Raw genomic sequence first — 17,074 nt, forward strand, 5'->3', positions numbered from 1 at the left:
GTGATGGGGGAGCCACAGACCGAGGGTTGCGCCGCTGCTCTCGCAGACCCCGCTCGAGCTCCCGGGCCTGCTCCTCGAGCTCGCGCCTGGCCGCTTCGAGCTCGCGCTCGAGCGCCTCGGGATCGAGCTGACCGCCCAGGGCGTCGCCCCACACATCCCAGCCGCTGCCCCACCCGCCGTCGAAGCCCTGGGGGCCCGGGGCGAGCTCTTCGCCGAACAGCTCGCCCGCGATGATGCCGGCCATGCTCTCGAGGGTGTCGAGGTCGAGGTCGAGATCGATGTTGAGATCGTCTTCATGGACGCGCACGCGCATGCGTGGGTTGGCGCCGTCGAGGATCTCGATGTTGGCGTCTGGGCTGCGCAAGCGCACGCCTCGCTCGTCGATGATCAGGTAGTCGTCGCCGTCGCGGATCGTGAGGTGCTGGCGGCCGCGGGCCTGGGCCTCGGCTTCGCGGGCTGCACGCTCGGCTTCACGGGCGGCCTGCTCGGCTCGCTCGGCGACCTCGCGGGCTTCGCGGGCGCGGGCTGCGGCGGCGATCGCTTCGCGCTCGGCCTGCTCGCGGGCCTCGTGGGCATCGCTGGCAGCGCTGGCCCGGAGATCGGGGCGGGTCGGGTCGGGCGCGGGCGGCTGCTGCGGCGGGCTCGCGTCGACGGCACCGGGCGCGACCATGATCAGCGCCGAGAGGGTCGCGAGCCCGACCAGCATCCGCGTCGCCCGGGCGCCCTCGTTTTGCTCGAAGCGGAGCGGATCCCCGTCGAGGGCCCGCCGAACCCGACGGACGAGCGGGCGCTGGCTGCTGACCATGCCCGCGAGCAGCAGCGACGAGCCCCTGGCCTTGGTCCAGGTTGCGACCTCGGCCAGCGACTTGGCGAACTGGACGCCGTCGCCGGTCTGGGCGATCGCCCAGTCGTCGCACAGGAGCTCGGCCGACTCCTGCATGCCGCGACGGGCGAGGCGGTTGAGCGGCTGGAAGAAGAACAGGGACTCGATCACCGCCGCGATCGCGAGCCAGTGAGGATCGCGGCGCTGGAGGTGCGCGAGCTCGTGGCCGAGGACCGCGCGCATCGCCGCGGGCGAGAGCTCCTCGACGGCCCGCTGCGGGACCACGATCTCGGCCCGCCACAGGGCGATCGGGGAGCCGATGTTGGCCGACTGGGTCAGGCGGATCTTGCGGTTGATCTCGGTGTCACGACACAGGGTCAAGAAGGACTCGAGGACCGGATCCTCGAGGACCTCGCTGCGCTCGGCGAGTCGGCGCCGGAGCGTGCGGACGGACAGCGCGAGCCGGACCAGGGCCACGAGCGCGCCGATCATCCAGGCCACGAGCAGGAGCTTGGGCCACAGCGGGGCGGGGCTGTTGACGGGCGCCGCCGCGACCTCGGCTCCGCTCGGGCCGACGCTGGCGGCCGGCGCTGGGCTGGCGCCGAGCGTGACGGCCTCGCCGTCTTGGCGGATCACGACGCGGCGGGCCGGGGCCGGGGCGAGCTCGGGCTGTGACTCGACCCGCTGCTGCTCGACGAGCTTCGGCCCGGTCTCGAGCTCGAGGGCGCCGAGGGCCGGGGTCACGCCAGCCGCGACCTGGACCGTCGCGGTCACGAACCCGCCGAGCAGCGCCAGCTTCCAGCCGAGGTTCTCGCCGCCGGGGCCGATGCGCTTGGCCAGCGGGCGGATCCCGCGGCAGATCAGCCACACGGCGAGGATCAGGATCGTGCTGTGGATCAGGTAGGTGAGCATCCAGCTCGACGCGGCTGCGATGGGCTCGGCGAGGTCCAGGGTCAACATGGCTTGCGCTCCTTGGCTTCTCGGGCTTCTCGGGCTTCGATCATGCGCTTGACGTCGGCGAGCTCCGCGGCGCTCACTTGTTCGTGATCGAGCAGCTGGTGGACCAGCGCGGTCACGTCTCCGCCGAACAGGCCCTCGGTCACGCGGCTGAGGACCGAGCGCTGGACCTGCGCCTCGGACACGCGGGCGCGGTACAGGAACTGGCGGCCGTCCACGTCGTGGGTGATCAGGCCCTTCTTCTCCAGCCGGCTGAGCTGGGTCGCCACGGTGGTCGGGGCGAGCTCGCGCCCCTCGGCGCTCAGGTAGGCCTTGACCTGCGTGACACCCGAGCCCGGTTGGGCCCACAGCGCGCGCATGAACGCGAGCTGAACTTCGCTGAGCTGTTCCACGACGACATGTGTAGTACTACGCCTGTGGACGTGTCAACTACGGTTGTAGTTATTGCTGGCGCAAAGGGGGGCGGTGCCTCGGACGCGCGGAGCCAGCGCCCCGGGCTGCTAGCGGCTGCCGATGCGCGCGAGCATCACGAAGGCCGTCCGCAGCATGATGTCGAGGTCCATCAAGACGCTCAGCCGCCCCACATAATACAGATCATAAGAGAGCTTGACCGCCGACTCATCGACCGAAGCCGCGTAGCCCTGATGGATCTGTGCCCAGCCCGTGATCCCCGGTTTGACCAGGTGTCGATAGCCAAAATAGGGAATGTCCCGCTCCAATTCATCGACAATCTTGGGCTGCTCCGGCCGCGGTCCAACGAGCGACATGTCGCCCCGCACGACGTTCCAAAACTGCGGAAATTCATCGATCCGCAGCCGCCGCAGCAGCCGACTAAAGCGCGTGGTCCGGTCATCGCTCTCGCTCGCCCAGCGCTGCTGCTCGCGCTCGGCCACGCGCATGGTCCGGACCTTGTGGACACGAAACACCCGCCCCGCGACCCCAACCCGGTCCTGGCTATAAAAAAACGGGCCTGGCGAGTCGAGGCGCTGGACCACCCACAACAGCGGAAACATCGCCGCGAACACCAGCAGCCCGATCGCCGAGACCGAGAGATCGACCAGGCGCTTGGCCGCGAGCACGGCCGGTCGATCGAGCTGCTCGAAGGTGTTGAGCACCCAGCGCGCGTCGACCAGGTCGATCGGGACCTGCAGGGCCACGTTCATCCAGATGTTCCCGGCCGTGTGGACCCGAACCCCGTGGGCCTGGAGCAGCGACATCGCGCGGACCTGGGCGTCGCTGAGGCCCGAGACGCCGACGATGACGGCGTGGGTGATCTCGGCCTCCTGACACAGCTCGACGACGTCGTCGAGCGGTCCGAGGACCGGCGGGTCCTCGACGTCCTCGGGCACCGGGACGCCTAGGACCACGCTCTGCTTGGGTAGCTCGGTCGTGATCTCGCCGCCCTCGATGAAGCCCCGGACCGCGTAGCGCGTGTGGCCCAGGGTGTTGAGCCGCGCGGCGAAGCGACGCTCGACCGGCCCGGTCCCGAGCATGACCATCGAGATCCGCGGGCCCTTGGCGATGAAGCGGCCGTAGAGCAGGCGCCAACACAGCAGCAAGATGAAGGTCAGCGTCCCGATCAGCACGAGCCCCGTGCGACCGATCGGCTGGTACCAGATGAAGTACGCGACGACCAAGGTCGCGAGCACGGCGCCGACGCTCACGAGCGCGACCCGGGCGACGACCTGCTTGGTCTGCAGCAGCAGCGAGGGCGCGTGGAGGCCGGTCAGGTAGGCGCCCAGCGCAGCGGCGAAGGTCGCGGCGCTCGCGGCCACGGTCGTACCCGCGAGGCCCAGGGTCGCGTCGGGGTGAAAGCCCAGGCGGACGATCCAACCCGCGGTCTCGACGGCGAGGGCCGTGAGCAGCAGATCGATCAGAAACACGAGGACCGTGGGCATGGAGGGCGGCGCGAGTATACGACGGTCTCGCGGCCGCTACGCTGACCCGAGCCGGCGATAGCGGGCCTGCTCGGGGTCCCACACGAGCAGCGCGGGATCGTCGAGGTCGAGGCCTGCGCTCACGAGCGGGGTCTTGAGCGGTCGGAAGCCGTCGGTCAGCGCGACCGTGGTCCGGAGGCGGACGAAGCTCGGGCGTTGCTCGGGCCGCAGCTTGGCGACGCGGGCGGCGAGGGGGTCGGCGTCGAAGCGCGCGGGCTCGCTGACGACCACGGTCGCGACGACGAGCTCGGCCGAACCCTGCGCGCTGACCCGGGCGAGCAGGGCCGGGTCGAGGCGCGCGCGCGCGAGCCCGTAGACGACCACGAGCTCGAGCCCGGGGACCTCGTAGAGCGCGTCCTCGATCTGTCGGCTCGCGACCCAGCCGTGGGGCCCACGGATCAGGTGGCTGGTTCGGTCGACGTACCAAAAGTCGCCCTCGGCGTCGCGCCGGACGATGTCGCCGGTCACGAACCATGTGTGGGGGCCGCCAAACACGTCGCGCCTGAAGCTCGCGACTGCGTCGGTCCCCGCCTCGCCCTCGTGGCCGTGGCGCGGGTGCGTGGGTCCGACCTTGGCGATCAGGAGCCCGGCCTCGTCGACCCGGCAGCGCCGCGCGTGGCCCGAGGCGTCGCGGACGAAGTCGCCAGCTTCGAAGTCGTAGGCGACGACCGCGAGCTCGTTGGAGCCGGGCAGCGGGCGCCCGAGCGCGCCGCGCTTGCCCGTGATGTTGGCGAGCACGAGGTTGCCCTCGGTCGAGGCGTAGAACTCGCGCAGCTCGATCGGCCCGAAGCGCTCGACGAGCTCGCGCCACAGCGGCGCGCGCATGCCCGAGCCGGCGAGCATGCGCAGCGAGTGGTTGCCCTCGGACGCCGAGCGCGGGGCCTGGACCAGCGCCCGGCACATCTCCCCGGCGTAGAACACGACCGTGGCTCCGTAGCGGCGGACCTCGGACCAGAAGCGCTCGGCGTCAAAGTCCCGGGCGAGGGCCAGGCGCGCGCGCCCGACCAGCGCCCCGCCGACGGCCACGAGCATGCCCGCGGGGTGGTGCAGGGGCAGCACGCAGTAGACGGTGTCGCGGCTCGAGAGCAGGCAGGTCGCCGCGGCGCCGTAGGCCGACACCGCCCAGCGACCGTTGCTGATGTTGGCCTCGCGCGGGGCCGCCCACGGCCGCGTGGTCACGATCGTCATCGCGATGTCCGCTGCCCGGCCGGGGTTGGGCACGTACCAGTCCGGCAGCTCGACGAGCTCGGGGGCGATCGTCTCCATGTCGAAGGTGCCCTCGGGCAGCGAGCGCCGCGGATGTCCGCCGCCGAGGACCAGGACCTGCTCGTGCATGACCGGCGGGGGCCGGCCGCGCCAGCAGCTCACCGCGTCGGCGGCGTTGGGGGGATCGGCGATCAGCGCGACGAGCTCGGTCGCGGCGATCGCTGCGCTGAGGGTCTCGAGCCGGCTGGGGCCGTCGCCGCGCCCGCGGGCGTCGGCCGTGCGCGGCTTGAACAGGACCGCGACGGCGCCGAGGCGGTTGAGCGCAGCGACGACCGAGAGGTAGGTCGGGCGCCCGTCCATCAGCACGCCCACGCGCATGCCGAGCTCGACGCCCCGGTCGATCAGCCCGCGGACGATCGCGTCGACGCGGCGGTCGGCCTCGGCGTAGGAGAACGCGCGCCCCTGCCACAAGAAGAAGGTTCGATCGGGGTGCCGGGCCGCGCGATCGGACAGCTCGAGGCCGAGGTTCACGCGGGTCTGGCCGTCGAGGCGCTCGAGCGTGCGCAGGCGCGGGAGCTGGTAGCGCATGTCGTCGAGGGTGTCGCCGAGCTCGCGGCTGCCGAGCTCGACGGCGTCCTTGACCGCGCCGACGACCGAGCCGACGACGTCGCCCATCACGCCGATGATCGGCTCGAACTCGGCCTCGACCTCGAAGGCCTCGATCTCGTCGTAGCCGCTGCTGTCGTCTTCGAGCAGGCCCGGCCGCGGGCCCGCGCAGTCGCGCCACATCACCCACTCGGCGACGGTCGGCCAGCTCGAGCGCATCGCGGTCGAGCCGACGACGAGCCCGAAGTGTCCGGCCGGGAGCGCGATCTGGTCGACCTCGGCCGCGGGCGCGGCGTCGACGATCGCGCGGACCGAGGCCGCCCGGGCGAGCTCGTCGCGCTCGCCGTAGAAGCACAAGATCGGGACGTCGAGCTCGGCGAGGCTCGCGGTCCGCCCGGCGATCACGAAGCCGCCCGCGCTCATCCGGTTGGCGACGATGAACTCGTCGACGAAGGTTCGCAGCGCAGGGCCCGGCCACGCGACGAAGCCCTCACCCCCGAGGAAGCGTCGGCGACTCTCGCGCTTGATCAGCGCGTCGCGGTCGTGGAGCTTGGCCAAGAACTCGCTGATCTGCTGGAGCTCCTTGCGCAGCGACAGGACCTTGAACCCGGTCGAGGTCAGCACGCCCGGGAGCCCGTCGAGCTGCGCGAGCGGCTTGGCCACCGCGCGCCGAGCGGCCCCGATCAGGCGGCCGCCGAGCTCCGCGTCGACCGCCGGGAGGTTGCTGTGGATGTCGACCGGGCTGCCAAAGGTCACGAGGGAGGCGATGCCCTCGCAGCGCCGATAGGCCGCGGCCTGGTAGCAGAACATCCCCCCCTGCGAGTAGCCGACGAGGTGGACCGGCCGCCCGGTCGAGCTGACGATCCGCGCGATCGAGTCGTCGATCGCGAGCACGTGGTCGTCGAGGGTCCGCTCGAGGCCCCCCGCCTCGCGCTCGGGCGCGCCGTAGTCGACCAGCCACACGTCGAGGCCGGCGTCGGTCAGGGCGCCGACGGCGGAGGTGTCGGGGGACACGTCGTAGACCTCGGAGGTGACCATCAGCGGCGGCACCAACAGGACCGCGCCGGGCCGGGCGTGGTCGGGCGTTGAGCTCGGCGCGCTCGAGTCGGGGCTCGCGTAGCGCCGCAGTCGATAGTGGCGGCTCTCGTGCACGACCTCGTAGGGCGACCCCCAAGGATCGCCGAGGCGGCCGAACTCGACGAGCTCCTTGGCGTTGCTCGCCGAGGCCTGGAGTCGTCGGACGCTGCTGCGGACGCGTGAGCGCACGCGACCGAATGGAGATCTCGCCTTGGCTTTGGCCATGCGCGTGGGCAGGGTATCCGACGCTGCGCGCCCGCGCCTCGCGCGTGGTGAGTCGGGGAGGCGCGGACCGGCCCGTGAGTTGCCCCGAAACGCTACAGTGCAATCGCTACAGTGCTCGAAAACCCTCACTCGAGCGTGCATCCGCGGCTAGAAAACGCCGTAAATGCGAGTATCGTATTTCACATGCCACCAGGGGCATACGAGGGCCGGCGGGAGCTTCGCTGGGTCTGGCTGGGTGAGATCCTGGTTGTGTACATGGAGGCCGACAAGAGCTTCGACGACGAGCTCTGGGACGAGTGGCTGGCCGCGGTCGACTCGGCCAAGGCCATGATCCTCGCTGCCTGGGGCCCGACCCAACCAACGACTGGTCAGTGGCGGGCCGCGACCCAGCGGATGAAGGCCCGGGGGCTCGCGGTGGTCTCGCTCACCGAGGACCGGCAAAACGCTGCGCTGGCCAAAAAAGCGGAGTGGCTCGGCGTCAACATCAAATCGTTCCGCTGGGATGATCTCTACGATGCCTTCATGTTCGGGGGTCTCGATCGAGAGACGCGCCAGGCGGCCAAGCCCGCCCTGTTCGCGCTGCGTGACTACCACGGTTCCGTCAGCGGGCACGGTTCCGTCAGCGGGCACGGTTCCGTCAGCGGGCATGGTTCCGTCAGCGGGCACGGTTCCGTCAGCGGGCACGGTTCCGGCAGCGGGGACGGTTCCGGCAGCGGGCACGGTTCCGGCAGCGGGGACGGTTCCGGCAGCGGGGACGCGCCGGCTGCCTCGGCTGGGCCACGTCCGACCGCCAGGGCGGGCCAGGCCCCGGTCGCGCCGCGTTCGAGCAGCGTGGCCGCCGCTGCCAGGCGCCCGTCCGTGAACGGCTCGACCTTCGAAGCCCGCGAGTCACGCCCGCGTGACGAGGCGCGCCCGCGCGACGCTCCGCGCTCGCCCGCGGCTTCGCGTCCGGCGGCGCCCGACTCGTCCGGCGACAAGCAGTCGACCCTGGTCCAAGACGCCTCGCGCTCGCGCGACGCGATCTTCAAGACCAGCTCGGAGATCCAGGCCAAGCTCGCGCAGGTCCAGGCCCGGCTCCGCGCCGCCCGGGCCGAGGCCGAGCGCCGGTCTCGAGACTGACGCCCAAGCACAAAAAAAGCCGCCCGGAGGCGGCTCTTTTCCCTCGCTCCGAGGGGCTCAGCTCTTGGCTTTGACCGGACGGAAGGGGTGCAGGAAGGCCGCGAGGGCGCCAGCGTTGCGGGTCTGCAAGTAGATCTTCCCCTGGCCGGAGAAGTCGCAGACCAGGCCCTCACCCGAGAAGAACAGCCCGCGGAAGCCACCGAACTTGCGGACGTTGAACTGCAAGCCCTCGGTGAAGCCGACGAGGTGGTCGTTGTCGACGGTGTAGCCCTCGGGCGGGCAGTCGATCTCGTGCAGCGCCCCGTAGGCGCAGTAGTACACGGTCCCGGGCCCGGTGACCTTGAGCATGAAGAAGCCCGCGCCGCCGAAGAAGCCCTTGAGGCCGCCGAACTTGGTGTCGAGGTTGAGCTGGTCTCCGACGTGGGCCACGTAGGCGCCACTTTGGAGGAAGAAGCTCTGACCGGCCTGGAGGTTCATGGCCCGGAGGTCGCCCTCGGGGGCGGGCGCGAGGTACAGGCGCTGGCCCGGGCCCCCGGCGGTGAAGGTGTTTTGGAACAGCGACTCGCCGCCGAGCAGCTTGCGCTTGGCCGCGGCCAGGAGGCCGCCGCGCATGCTGGTCTTCATGTCGATGCCGGTGTCCATGGCGACCATCGCCCCGGACTCGGCGACGATGACCTCGCCGGCTTGATCGAAGGTCACCTGGAGCATCCCGAAGTCGGGCGTATCAATGAGCTGGTGTTGCATGGCTCGTTCGTCCTTTCAGCCTCGGGCGCTCAGTTCTCGCGCGGCGGCAGCATCGCGCCGACCGACGCGCCGTACTCGTTGGGGTTGCGGCTCTGGACGTACATGCGGCCCTGACCCTGCATGCGCAGGACCAGGCCCTCGCCCGACAAGAAGCTCGAGATCCAGCCCTTGGACGCCTTGACGACCGAGTACTGAATGCCCGCGGTGAAGGCCACGATGTGGCCAGTGTCGACGATCATCTCGCCGTTGAGGTCGATGGTCTCGATCGCGCCGAAGGCGTTCATGAGCACCGGGCCGTGGCCGGTCGCGGTCAGGAAGAACAGCGACTCGCCCGAGAAGAAGCCCTTGAAGCCCTGGAAGGAGGTGTCGATCGCGACGCTGTCGGGCGCGGCGACGTAGCTGCTGCCCTGGATGATCAGCTGCTCGCCCTGGCAGTGGTGGACGACCATGTCGCCGGTCAGCGAGGGCGCGAAGGACACGTGCCCGGGCTGGTTCATGGCGGTGTAGGTGTTGGTGAAGAAGGACTCGCCCCCGAGCGCCATCCGCTTGAGCCCCTTGAACAGGCGCTTGAGCCCGCCCTCGTTGGGGTTCTTGGCCGCGGCCACCACGTTGATGTTGCGGGTCATCGAGACCATCGCGCCGGACTCGGCGCGGACGGACTCGTTGGGGTTGAGGTTGCACATCGCCAGCGTGTGAGCCGGCCGGTAGAGAATTTGGAATTCCATGCTCGTGCTCCGTTAGCGCAGGTGGGGGGAGAGCCAGCCGACGAGGGCGCCGAGGTTGCGGGACTGGATCCAGACCCGACCTTGACCGCTGAACTCGCACACGAGCCCCTCACCAGAGAAGAAGAACGACTTCAGGCCGCCGGACACGCCCTTGAGCTTGAAGTTCATGTTGCCGTCGAACGCGACGATGTGGCCGGTGTCGACGACGAAGGTGCCGTTGACCGGGACCTCGGTGATCCCGCCGTAGCTGTTGATGAAGACGTCGCCCGTTCCCTTGCACTCTTGCAGCACGAGGCCCTCGCCACCGAACATCGACTTGAGCCCGCCGAAGCGCAGCTTGGTGTCGACGCTGCCGGTGCTGGCGAGGTACGCGCTCGCCTGGATGAACACGGTGCGGTTGCCGTCGAGCTGCTGGTGCATGATGTGGCCAGACAGCGACGGCGCGAGCACCACCTCGCCCCCTTGGGGGCCGTGGAAGTCGTTGACGAACATGGTCTCGCCGCCGAGGAACTTGCGGGCGATGGCCGCGAAGAAGGCCTTGACCTTGGCGAAGAATCCGGCGTTGCGGCCGGCGTTGAGGCGGGTGTCCATCTGGAGGCCCGGGGTCTGGCGGACCATCGCGCCGGCCTCGGCCTGGATCATTTCATTGGGGGCGAGTTGGACCTTCAGCCAGGCGAAGGACGGCCCGAATTCGATTTGGTGCTGCATGAGCTTTCCGTGTTGTGCGCGAGATGGCGCGAAGCGTGGCGCGGGATGGCGCGGGATCGCGTGCGGATGAGGGATCGGAGTGGAAAGGGAAGCGCGGCCGCCAGCGAGGCTCGCGGCGGCTTGCGAGACGGGCCAAACAATCGGATATTGGTGGGGGCTGCCGCAAGTGGGTTCACCAGGACATCCGAGTGACCCCACGCGCCCGGGATCGGCTCACGGCTCCCCGGACGCGTGGAATCCTTCCAATCCCTACCCGCAGGGACGGGAGGCAGGACATCCCGCGCCCGCGAGCCCTGACTACAGGCCCAGTCCGTCGGCGGGGGGCTATGTGGGCCCCAACGGCCCCGACGCAGGCCACCCACCGCCTACGGTCCACGGGGCTCCCTCGGCGGCACCGCAGGGCCCGGCGAGCGGGCACGCGCCGATGCCCGGTCAGCCCTATCCCGGTCAGCAGCCGGCCTACGGGCAGCAGCCGGCCTACGGGCAGCAGCCGGCCTACGGGCAGCAGCCGGCCTACGGTCAGCAGCCGGCTTACGGTCAGCAGCCGGCCTACGGTCAGCAGTCGGCCTACGGTCAGCCCCCGGCCCCGAGTTTTTCGAGCGGGGACGGTGGTGGCAGCAATTACACCCCTCCGCCCCCGCCGCCCCCCGCCCCTCGCGTCCAGGCCCAAGGTGCCTTTGGCGACGAGAAGCACTCCAAGAAGCTGTGGCGAAACGGCATTTTGGCGGTCCTGGGCCTCGGTGTGTTCCTGTGGCTGATCGCCTGGGTGCTCCCGCCGCGGATGGTTCGCTTCGTGCCCACCGAGATCGACGTCGCGATCGGCGAAGAGAGCTGGGAGCAGGTCGCTCCGGCCGCGTCGCGCTGCACCGATCCGGGTCCGCTGGCTTACGTCGAGGAGCTCGCCCAACCGCTGACCGAGGCGGCCGACAGCGAGTTCGAGTTTCAGTTCGTGGTCGTCGAGTCCGAAGAGATCAACGCCTTCGCGCTCCCGGGCGGGTTCGTGACCGTGAACATGGGCCTGCTCGAGGCGGCCGAGAACGGCGAAGAGGTCGCGGCCGTGCTCGCGCATGAGCTGACCCACGTCACCCATCGCCACGGCATGCGGGCGGTATTGCGCCGGGCCGGAGCGGTCGCCGTGGTCTCGCTGGTGTTCGGCGGAACCGGGTTCGAGAGCCTGGCCTTCGCGGCTGAGGGGCTGGCCAGCCAGGCCCACAGCCGGGACCAAGAGCGCGACGCCGACGAGGGCGGCCGCGAGCTGCTGATGGCCGCCGGGATCGATCCGATCGGCATGGCGACCTTCTTCGAGCGCCTCGAGGAGGAGTACGAGGCCATGCCCGAGGGCATGCGCAAGGGCTTCGCGCTGGTCTCGACCCACCCCGACCCGGGCGAGCGGGCCGAGACCACACGTGAGATCGCGGCGAACTTCCACGCGACGCGAGATCTCCCTGACCCGCCGGCCGATCTGCGCTGCCACGGCTCGGATGAGCCCGGCGGCGTCAAGGCAGAGGGCACCCAAGCGGGGGAGTAGTCAGCCGCCGTCGCCCCCGTGCCGAGCGAGCGATGACCGAACCCCCGATCACACAGACGGCTCCCCGCTTGCCGCGACGACCGCAACAGCAGCTGCTCGAGATCGACGTGCCCGCCTGGCTCCGCGAGTCGGTCTCGCCCTGGGTGGTCGAAGCGGCGGCGCTGTGGCGTGGGGGCGGCGTGACCCTGGCGCTGCGCTCGGACCGGGCGCGGATCCCCGTGCTCGTCGAAGATCGCGGGCCCGGGCCGCTGGCGATCTCGATCCTGGATCGGCGGATCCCGGCCCGCGCGGGCGGCAGCTTCGTGCGCGCGCTGGCGAGTCAACTCCTCCGGGCGCCGCAGCTGCGCGGATGGTTGCGGGCCCTCGCGAGCCTCGCCGCAGCCGTGGCGGAGGAGGGGTCCGAGCCCGAGCCCGAGCCCGAGGTGGCGCGCTTCGAGGGCGAGCTAGCGACCCTGGTCAGCGCCTGGCGAGCCTGGCCCGAGCGCGAGCGCGATCCCTCCCGCCAGGTCCCCGAGCTGCCCGCGGCGGCGTTCGAGCTCGAGCTCCCCCGGGCGATCCGAGCCGCCTTGATCACCTATCGCTTCGCCCGCGGCGAGGTCATCGGCGCGCTGACCGACTGGGAGGCGCTGGCCAAGCCAAAGGCCGCGCCGAGCTTCATCGAGCGTCACCTCGACGTGCTCGCGCTCGGCTTGCTCGGCCGTCGGGACGCGGCGGTCTGTGCGGCGCGTGAGGCCGAGGCCGCGGCGCGCGAGGCTGAGGACTGGCTCGCCCTCGCCCGGGCCTACGAGAGCCTCGACGATCTCCCGGCCGCGGTCGCGGCCCACGAGCGGGTCATGGCCCTGCGTGACCGAAGCTGGGATCGGCTCCGACACGCCCGCGCGCGCGGGGACTTTCCTGCGGGTCAGCCGGTCCCCCGGCCCGACCCGGGCGGCTCGCGGTCCGAGCGGATCTCCTTCGTGCGCGAGGTCGTGAAGATCCTCGCCGCGGCCGGGCGCCACGACGACATGCTCGAGGTCATCTCGGAGCTGCTCGACGAGCTCGACGACCCCCCGGCGGAGCTGGCCCTGCGCGCGGCGAAGCTGCACCTGTGGCGGGCAGAGTGTGACGCCGCTCGGGCCCGGCTCGCGCCGCTCGGTCGCGATCCTCGGGCCGCGCTGATCGAGGGCGCGCTCGCGGTGCTCGAGGGCCGGCCCGACGACGCGCTGGCGATCTTCGCGGCCTCCGAGGTCCAGGGCTCGGACCGCCTCGAGCTGCTCTTGTGGCAGGCCGAGGCCCACCTCGCCCGCGGCGAGGCCGAGCAGGCGCTCGCGTGCGTCGACGACCACATCATCCTCGAGAACACGCTGGTCGCGTACCTGCTCAAGCTCCTGGTCCTCGCGACCACGCACTCGCCCGCCGAGCTCGGCCAGTCGATGGCGTCGCGGACCTTTCTCGACGCCCTCGTGCCCGACGTGCTGCCCTCGCTGTGCGGACCCGAGGCGCTCGCGGCCGCGCTCGACGATCCGAGCCGGGTCCGCGCGCTGGTGCGGGGCATCCTCGACGACATGGGCGGCAACCGGGGCCCGCACCCGACCTGGTGCCGGCGCGACGCCGAGGGGCGGGCGCGGCTCGAGCCCGTCGAGGTCCGTCGCTCGGGTCGCGAGGCCGCGGTCGACAACCTCGTCCGGATCCGGACCGCGGCGCCCGACGAGGTCATCGCGGGCTTCGCCGCCGTCGACGCCGAGTACCCGAGCTCGCCGCATCCGTGCACCTACCAGGGCGAGCTGCTGATCTGGCTGGGCCGCTACGACGACGCCCTCGCGCGCTTCGACGACGCCGATCGCCGGGCGCCGACGCGCTGGTCCTACGTCGGTCGGGCGGCGGCCTACGATCTGATCGGCGACGCCGACCAGGCCGATCACTGGACCCGCGAGGGCGCGGTCCGCTTTGGCGAGCTCGAGACCGCGACGACCCACGTGTACCGGGGCGAGCGCAAGCGCAAGCTCGAAGACTGGGACGGGGCCCGCGACGACCTCGAGATCGCCCTGCGCTTCAAGCCGCGGCGGATCGGCGCGCGCATCAACCTCGCGCTGGTCCACCGCGCGACCGGGGACCACGAGGCCTGGACGCGGGAGCTCGACCGCCTGAAGGTCGACGCGCCCGCGTTCTTGTGGGAGGCGGGCGCCCGCGCCGGGACCGAGCCCGACGAGGCGATGCTGCTGCGCGTGCTCGAGCTGATGGTCGGCAACCGCTCGTCGTTTCTACACACGATGATCGACGCCGACGGGCAGTGGCGGGTGGTCCCGGCGCCGAGCCGCTTCATCGCTCACGCGCGCTTGTGCGTGGCCCTGGGTCGGCGCGAGCTCGAGCCGCTGATCGCCCGGCGCTGGCTGGCCCGGACCGAGTAGGTCCGGGAGCAGCATGACCTGGCGCGTGGTCACGCGTGAGCGGGGCAAAGTTCGCCCCGGGCCGACGAGGATCAGGTGGAGGGGCCCTCGCGCGACGCCTTGGCCGGCTCAGCAGTCAGGGCGGCCCCGACCGTGGCGCGCAGATCTGCGATCCGGAAGGGCTTGTGCAAGAAGCCCACGACCTGTGGGTGGTCGTCGAGGGGCAGGTCGTCGCTGGTGAAGCCGGACATCACGATCACCCGGGTCTGGACCCCGCGCTCGCAGAGGGTCGCGAGCGCCGCTGGTCCCGACATCTCGGGCATCGTCAAGTCGAGCAAGAGCAGCTCGGGGGCCTGGTTGGCGTCGAGCCAGTCCATGAGCGCGGGCCCGCTGTCGAGGGTGATGACGGTGTGGGCGTCTTGCTCGAGGGCCCCGGCGAGCACGTTTCGGACGGGGGCGTGGTCGTCGACCACGACGATGGTCGCCGGTGATGTCGGTGCGTTCGAAGGCGAGGGCGCGAGCTCGGCCGCCGCTGCGTTTCGTGCCGACTCGGCGACCGGAAGGATCACCCGGACCGAGGTGCCCTTCCCGGGCGCAGAGTCGACGCACAGCGCACCTCCGTGGCCGGTGACGATGCCGATTACGGCCGCGAGCCCGAGGCCGTGGCCGTGGGGCTTGGTGGTGAAGAAGGGGTCGAACATGCGGTCGCGGGTGTGCTCGTCCATCCCGCTGCCCTCGTCCTCGACCTCGATGGACACGCAGGGCCCTGCCGGAGGCGAGCCCACGAGCCAGTGTTGGGTGGTGGGTTCGGACTCGACGACGCAAGGCCGCGTCCTCAACTTCACGCGGCCACCGGTCGCCTGGGTGGCCTCGACCGCGTTGGTCAGCAGGTTCATCAGCAGCTGCCGGAGCTGTGTTGGGTCGGCGGTCACCCGGACCGGCGCGGCCGCAGGCTCGCACTCGATCCGGACCCCGGGGGCGGTCGAACTCGCCATCAGGGCGACCGTCTCTTCGACGAGCTCGCGGGGGTCGAGCTCTTCGAGCGCCACGCTCGTGCGGCCCGCGTAGGCGAGCAGCTGCCGGCACAAGTCCGCCGCCCGCTCGGCTCCGGCCAAGATGCCCTCGATATCGCTCGCGTCCGCGCTCTCGGGGCGCGACGCGCCGAGCAGCTCCGCGTGGCCCATGATCCCCACGAGCAGGTTGTTGAAGTCGTGGGCGATGCCGCCAGCGAGGAGGCCGAGGCCTTCGAGCTTTTGGACCTGGCGCAGGCGCTGCTCCGTGCGCACGCGGACCGTGATGTCCTCGGTCAGCCCCATCACCGCGAAGAGCGCGCCGCTGTCGTCGTGCAGAGGCACGAAGTTCGACGACAGGTGGCTCCCCTTGGTGCTCTCGAAGGTGAAGTGCGAGGTCTCGCCCGCGAAGGCGCGCTCGAGCAGAGCCTGGATCCGCGGCCGATCGCGCTCACATATGAGGCTGCAGTATTCGAGCCCGCGGACGTCGGCTTCGCAGTCCGCCTTCACCTCGCAGCCCGCCCTCATGATCGCCAAGCCCGCGGGGTTGATCGAGGTCAGCCGCCCGTTGAGGTCGATCCGATGGATGCAATGGGGCGAATGCTGGACGAGCAGGCGGAACTCCTGCTCCGTGTCGATCTTGGTGTCGCTCGACGAAACCATGGAGGTGCCCAGTCTAGCTGAAGTTGCCGCTCGGGCCGGCTCGGCGATCGCCGTGTGAGCGCCCGTGAAGAGCGCCGGATCGAGGCCTGGGCCCGGGTTCGGCCCCAGGACGCTGGACGACCGACTCGCTGGGGAGAGCGCGAAGCATCGATGCACTCCGGCACTCCGGCACTTCGGTGAAGCGCGTAGAGCGGACCAAGGGGGCGGCGGCTCTCCAGTCAGCGGCGTTGCGGGCGCCGCTTCCCCTGGTGTCTGGGCGCGCGCGGTGCTCGGCTCAATGTCCACGTTGATCGGGTCGTTCGTTCGAGAATGGTGGGGCAGCAGCCGTTGCCTGAATCCTCGCCGTCTTCGCTGAAGGGCTTGAGCTCGATCGCCTGAGATCGGTCAGCCTGACGCCGCGCGGGTGACCCGAAATCTCAGAGATCTGATGTCGACGCGCCGTCGGTGACGCTAAGTCTCGGCGCTCTCAGGCCTGGCCCGTCTCGGTGACCTCGAATCTTGTCTGTCCTCAGTCGTGTGCGCATTTTTGACGCTCGATTGGAGACAGGCGGAAATCTCGCCTCACCCGCGCGGGGTCGCTCTAGCAGACTCAGAATTTGCGTCACTCACGCATGGTCGGCCTCTGATCGTTGAGAATTTTCGTCACTCGCGCGGGGCCGGCTTCACTGATCTCAGAATTTGCGTCACTAGCGCGGATCGCGGCTGAGATATCTGAGCTTCGAGCCCCGCAGACCAGGACGCGCGTGGCGTGTTTGGTGCGTCGCTGGGCATGGGTGTTGTCGCCCAATCCGGGACGTCAACCGTCCGGAGGTCAACCGGGGAGGGGGCCTCGCAAGTCGAGGCACGACACCGATTTTTTTGGGGCGCAGGGCTGCACATCCTCCATGTCCGGTAGTGAGCCGCGGTGCTATGGTCGTGCAGGAATGCCGGATTTGGACCGACTTCGGCGCTCATTGCAGCAGAAGCAGGCGGGGGATCCGCTCGGGCTCCGCGATGATGCGGAGGCGTCCATCGCCATCGCCGACGCTGCGGCACGGCGCTTCATCGCCGTCGATCACTCGCGCGAGGCTCTCGAAGAGTGGCGAGCGGTGGTCGAAGAGCTCGAGCACAACGACGTTGGTGGCGGTGGCGACCTGGCCCGCGCTCGCCGTCTCGCTCGCCGCATGCTGGTTGACGCCTGCGCGGCCTGGTTGGACGCGGGTGGACACGGTACGCCTTCGGATTACCTTGCGCGTGCGCTGGATCTCGAGGTCGACGAGCGCAGCGTGATCTCGATCCACGTGCGTACCTAATCACCCAGCACCTGTTTTTCGTCAACCTGCAGAAGTGCCGTGTAGTGACCCGCGGATGTGTATGTTTCGTAGGGAAACCCGGCAGATG

At 70.5% G+C, this 17,074-nt stretch carries 12 protein-coding genes; 4 read left to right on the forward strand and 8 right to left on the reverse strand.

Annotated features, from left to right (window positions below; all coding sequences use genetic code 11):
- The 4 genes from ENSA5_RS22745 to ENSA5_RS22760 form a co-directional block, all read right to left on the reverse strand.
- Positions 1-1,783 (reverse strand): M56 family metallopeptidase (locus tag ENSA5_RS22745; protein ID WP_146156005.1); only part of this gene is annotated, 1,783 nt, incomplete at its 3' end.
- The gene (locus ENSA5_RS22750) at positions 1,777-2,172 is read right to left on the reverse strand and encodes a BlaI/MecI/CopY family transcriptional regulator (protein ID WP_106393792.1); all 396 of its coding nucleotides are present in this window, start codon (positions 2,170-2,172) and stop codon (positions 1,777-1,779) included. The genes ENSA5_RS22745 and ENSA5_RS22750, both read right to left, overlap by 7 nt.
- Before the next feature lie 108 nt (positions 2,173-2,280).
- Positions 2,281-3,678: an exopolysaccharide biosynthesis polyprenyl glycosylphosphotransferase gene (locus ENSA5_RS22755; RefSeq protein ID WP_106393793.1), complete on the reverse strand. Its 1,398-nt coding sequence runs from the start codon at positions 3,676-3,678 to the stop codon at positions 2,281-2,283.
- Positions 3,679-3,714: 36 nt separating this feature from the next.
- Positions 3,715-6,795: an AMP-binding protein gene (locus ENSA5_RS22760; RefSeq protein WP_106393794.1), complete on the reverse strand. Its 3,081-nt coding sequence runs from the start codon at positions 6,793-6,795 to the stop codon at positions 3,715-3,717.
- 219 nt (positions 6,796-7,014) lie between these two features.
- Between ENSA5_RS22760 and ENSA5_RS38060 the strand changes: the two genes are divergently transcribed.
- On the forward strand, positions 7,015-7,950 hold the full coding sequence (locus ENSA5_RS38060) for a hypothetical protein (RefSeq protein WP_181198041.1): 936 nt from the start codon (positions 7,015-7,017) through the stop codon (positions 7,948-7,950).
- A 57-nt stretch (positions 7,951-8,007) separates the two neighbouring features.
- Here the strand turns inward: ENSA5_RS38060 and ENSA5_RS22770 are convergent, their stop codons facing one another.
- Genes ENSA5_RS22770 through ENSA5_RS22780 form a run of 3 tightly spaced genes read right to left on the reverse strand, consistent with a single transcriptional unit; the run spans position 8,008 to position 10,127 of the window.
- Positions 8,008-8,694 carry a TIGR00266 family protein gene (locus ENSA5_RS22770; protein WP_106393796.1) on the reverse strand — a complete coding sequence of 229 codons (687 nt, stop codon included), beginning with the start codon at positions 8,692-8,694 and terminating at the stop codon, positions 8,008-8,010.
- A gap of 29 nt (positions 8,695-8,723) precedes the next feature.
- The gene (locus ENSA5_RS22775; RefSeq protein ID WP_106393797.1) at positions 8,724-9,419 is read right to left on the reverse strand and encodes a TIGR00266 family protein; all 696 of its coding nucleotides are present in this window, start codon (positions 9,417-9,419) and stop codon (positions 8,724-8,726) included.
- A 12-nt stretch (positions 9,420-9,431) separates the two neighbouring features.
- Positions 9,432-10,127 carry a TIGR00266 family protein gene (locus ENSA5_RS22780; protein ID WP_106393798.1) on the reverse strand — a complete coding sequence of 232 codons (696 nt, stop codon included), beginning with the start codon at positions 10,125-10,127 and terminating at the stop codon, positions 9,432-9,434.
- Between the two features lie 424 nt (positions 10,128-10,551).
- On the opposite strand from ENSA5_RS22780, the gene ENSA5_RS22785 reads away from it, so the two are divergent.
- Positions 10,552-11,655, forward strand: a complete 1,104-nt coding sequence (locus ENSA5_RS22785; protein ID WP_106393799.1) for a M48 family metallopeptidase — start codon at positions 10,552-10,554, stop codon at positions 11,653-11,655.
- A gap of 68 nt (positions 11,656-11,723) precedes the next feature.
- Positions 11,724-14,042, forward strand: a complete 2,319-nt coding sequence (locus ENSA5_RS22790) for a hypothetical protein (RefSeq protein ID WP_146156006.1) — start codon at positions 11,724-11,726, stop codon at positions 14,040-14,042.
- 71 nt (positions 14,043-14,113) lie between these two features.
- Here the strand turns inward: ENSA5_RS22790 and ENSA5_RS22795 are convergent, their stop codons facing one another.
- Positions 14,114-15,694, reverse strand: a complete 1,581-nt coding sequence (locus ENSA5_RS22795; protein ID WP_106393801.1) for a PAS domain-containing hybrid sensor histidine kinase/response regulator family protein — start codon at positions 15,692-15,694, stop codon at positions 14,114-14,116.
- A gap of 923 nt (positions 15,695-16,617) precedes the next feature.
- Between ENSA5_RS22795 and ENSA5_RS36280 the strand changes: the two genes are divergently transcribed.
- The gene (locus ENSA5_RS36280) at positions 16,618-16,986 is read left to right on the forward strand and encodes a hypothetical protein (RefSeq protein ID WP_146156007.1); all 369 of its coding nucleotides are present in this window, start codon (positions 16,618-16,620) and stop codon (positions 16,984-16,986) included.
- Positions 16,987-17,074 lie beyond the last annotated feature (88 nt).

Source organism: Enhygromyxa salina (assembly GCF_002994615.1).
GTDB lineage: Bacteria > Myxococcota_A > Polyangia > Nannocystales > Nannocystaceae > Plesiocystis > Plesiocystis salina_A.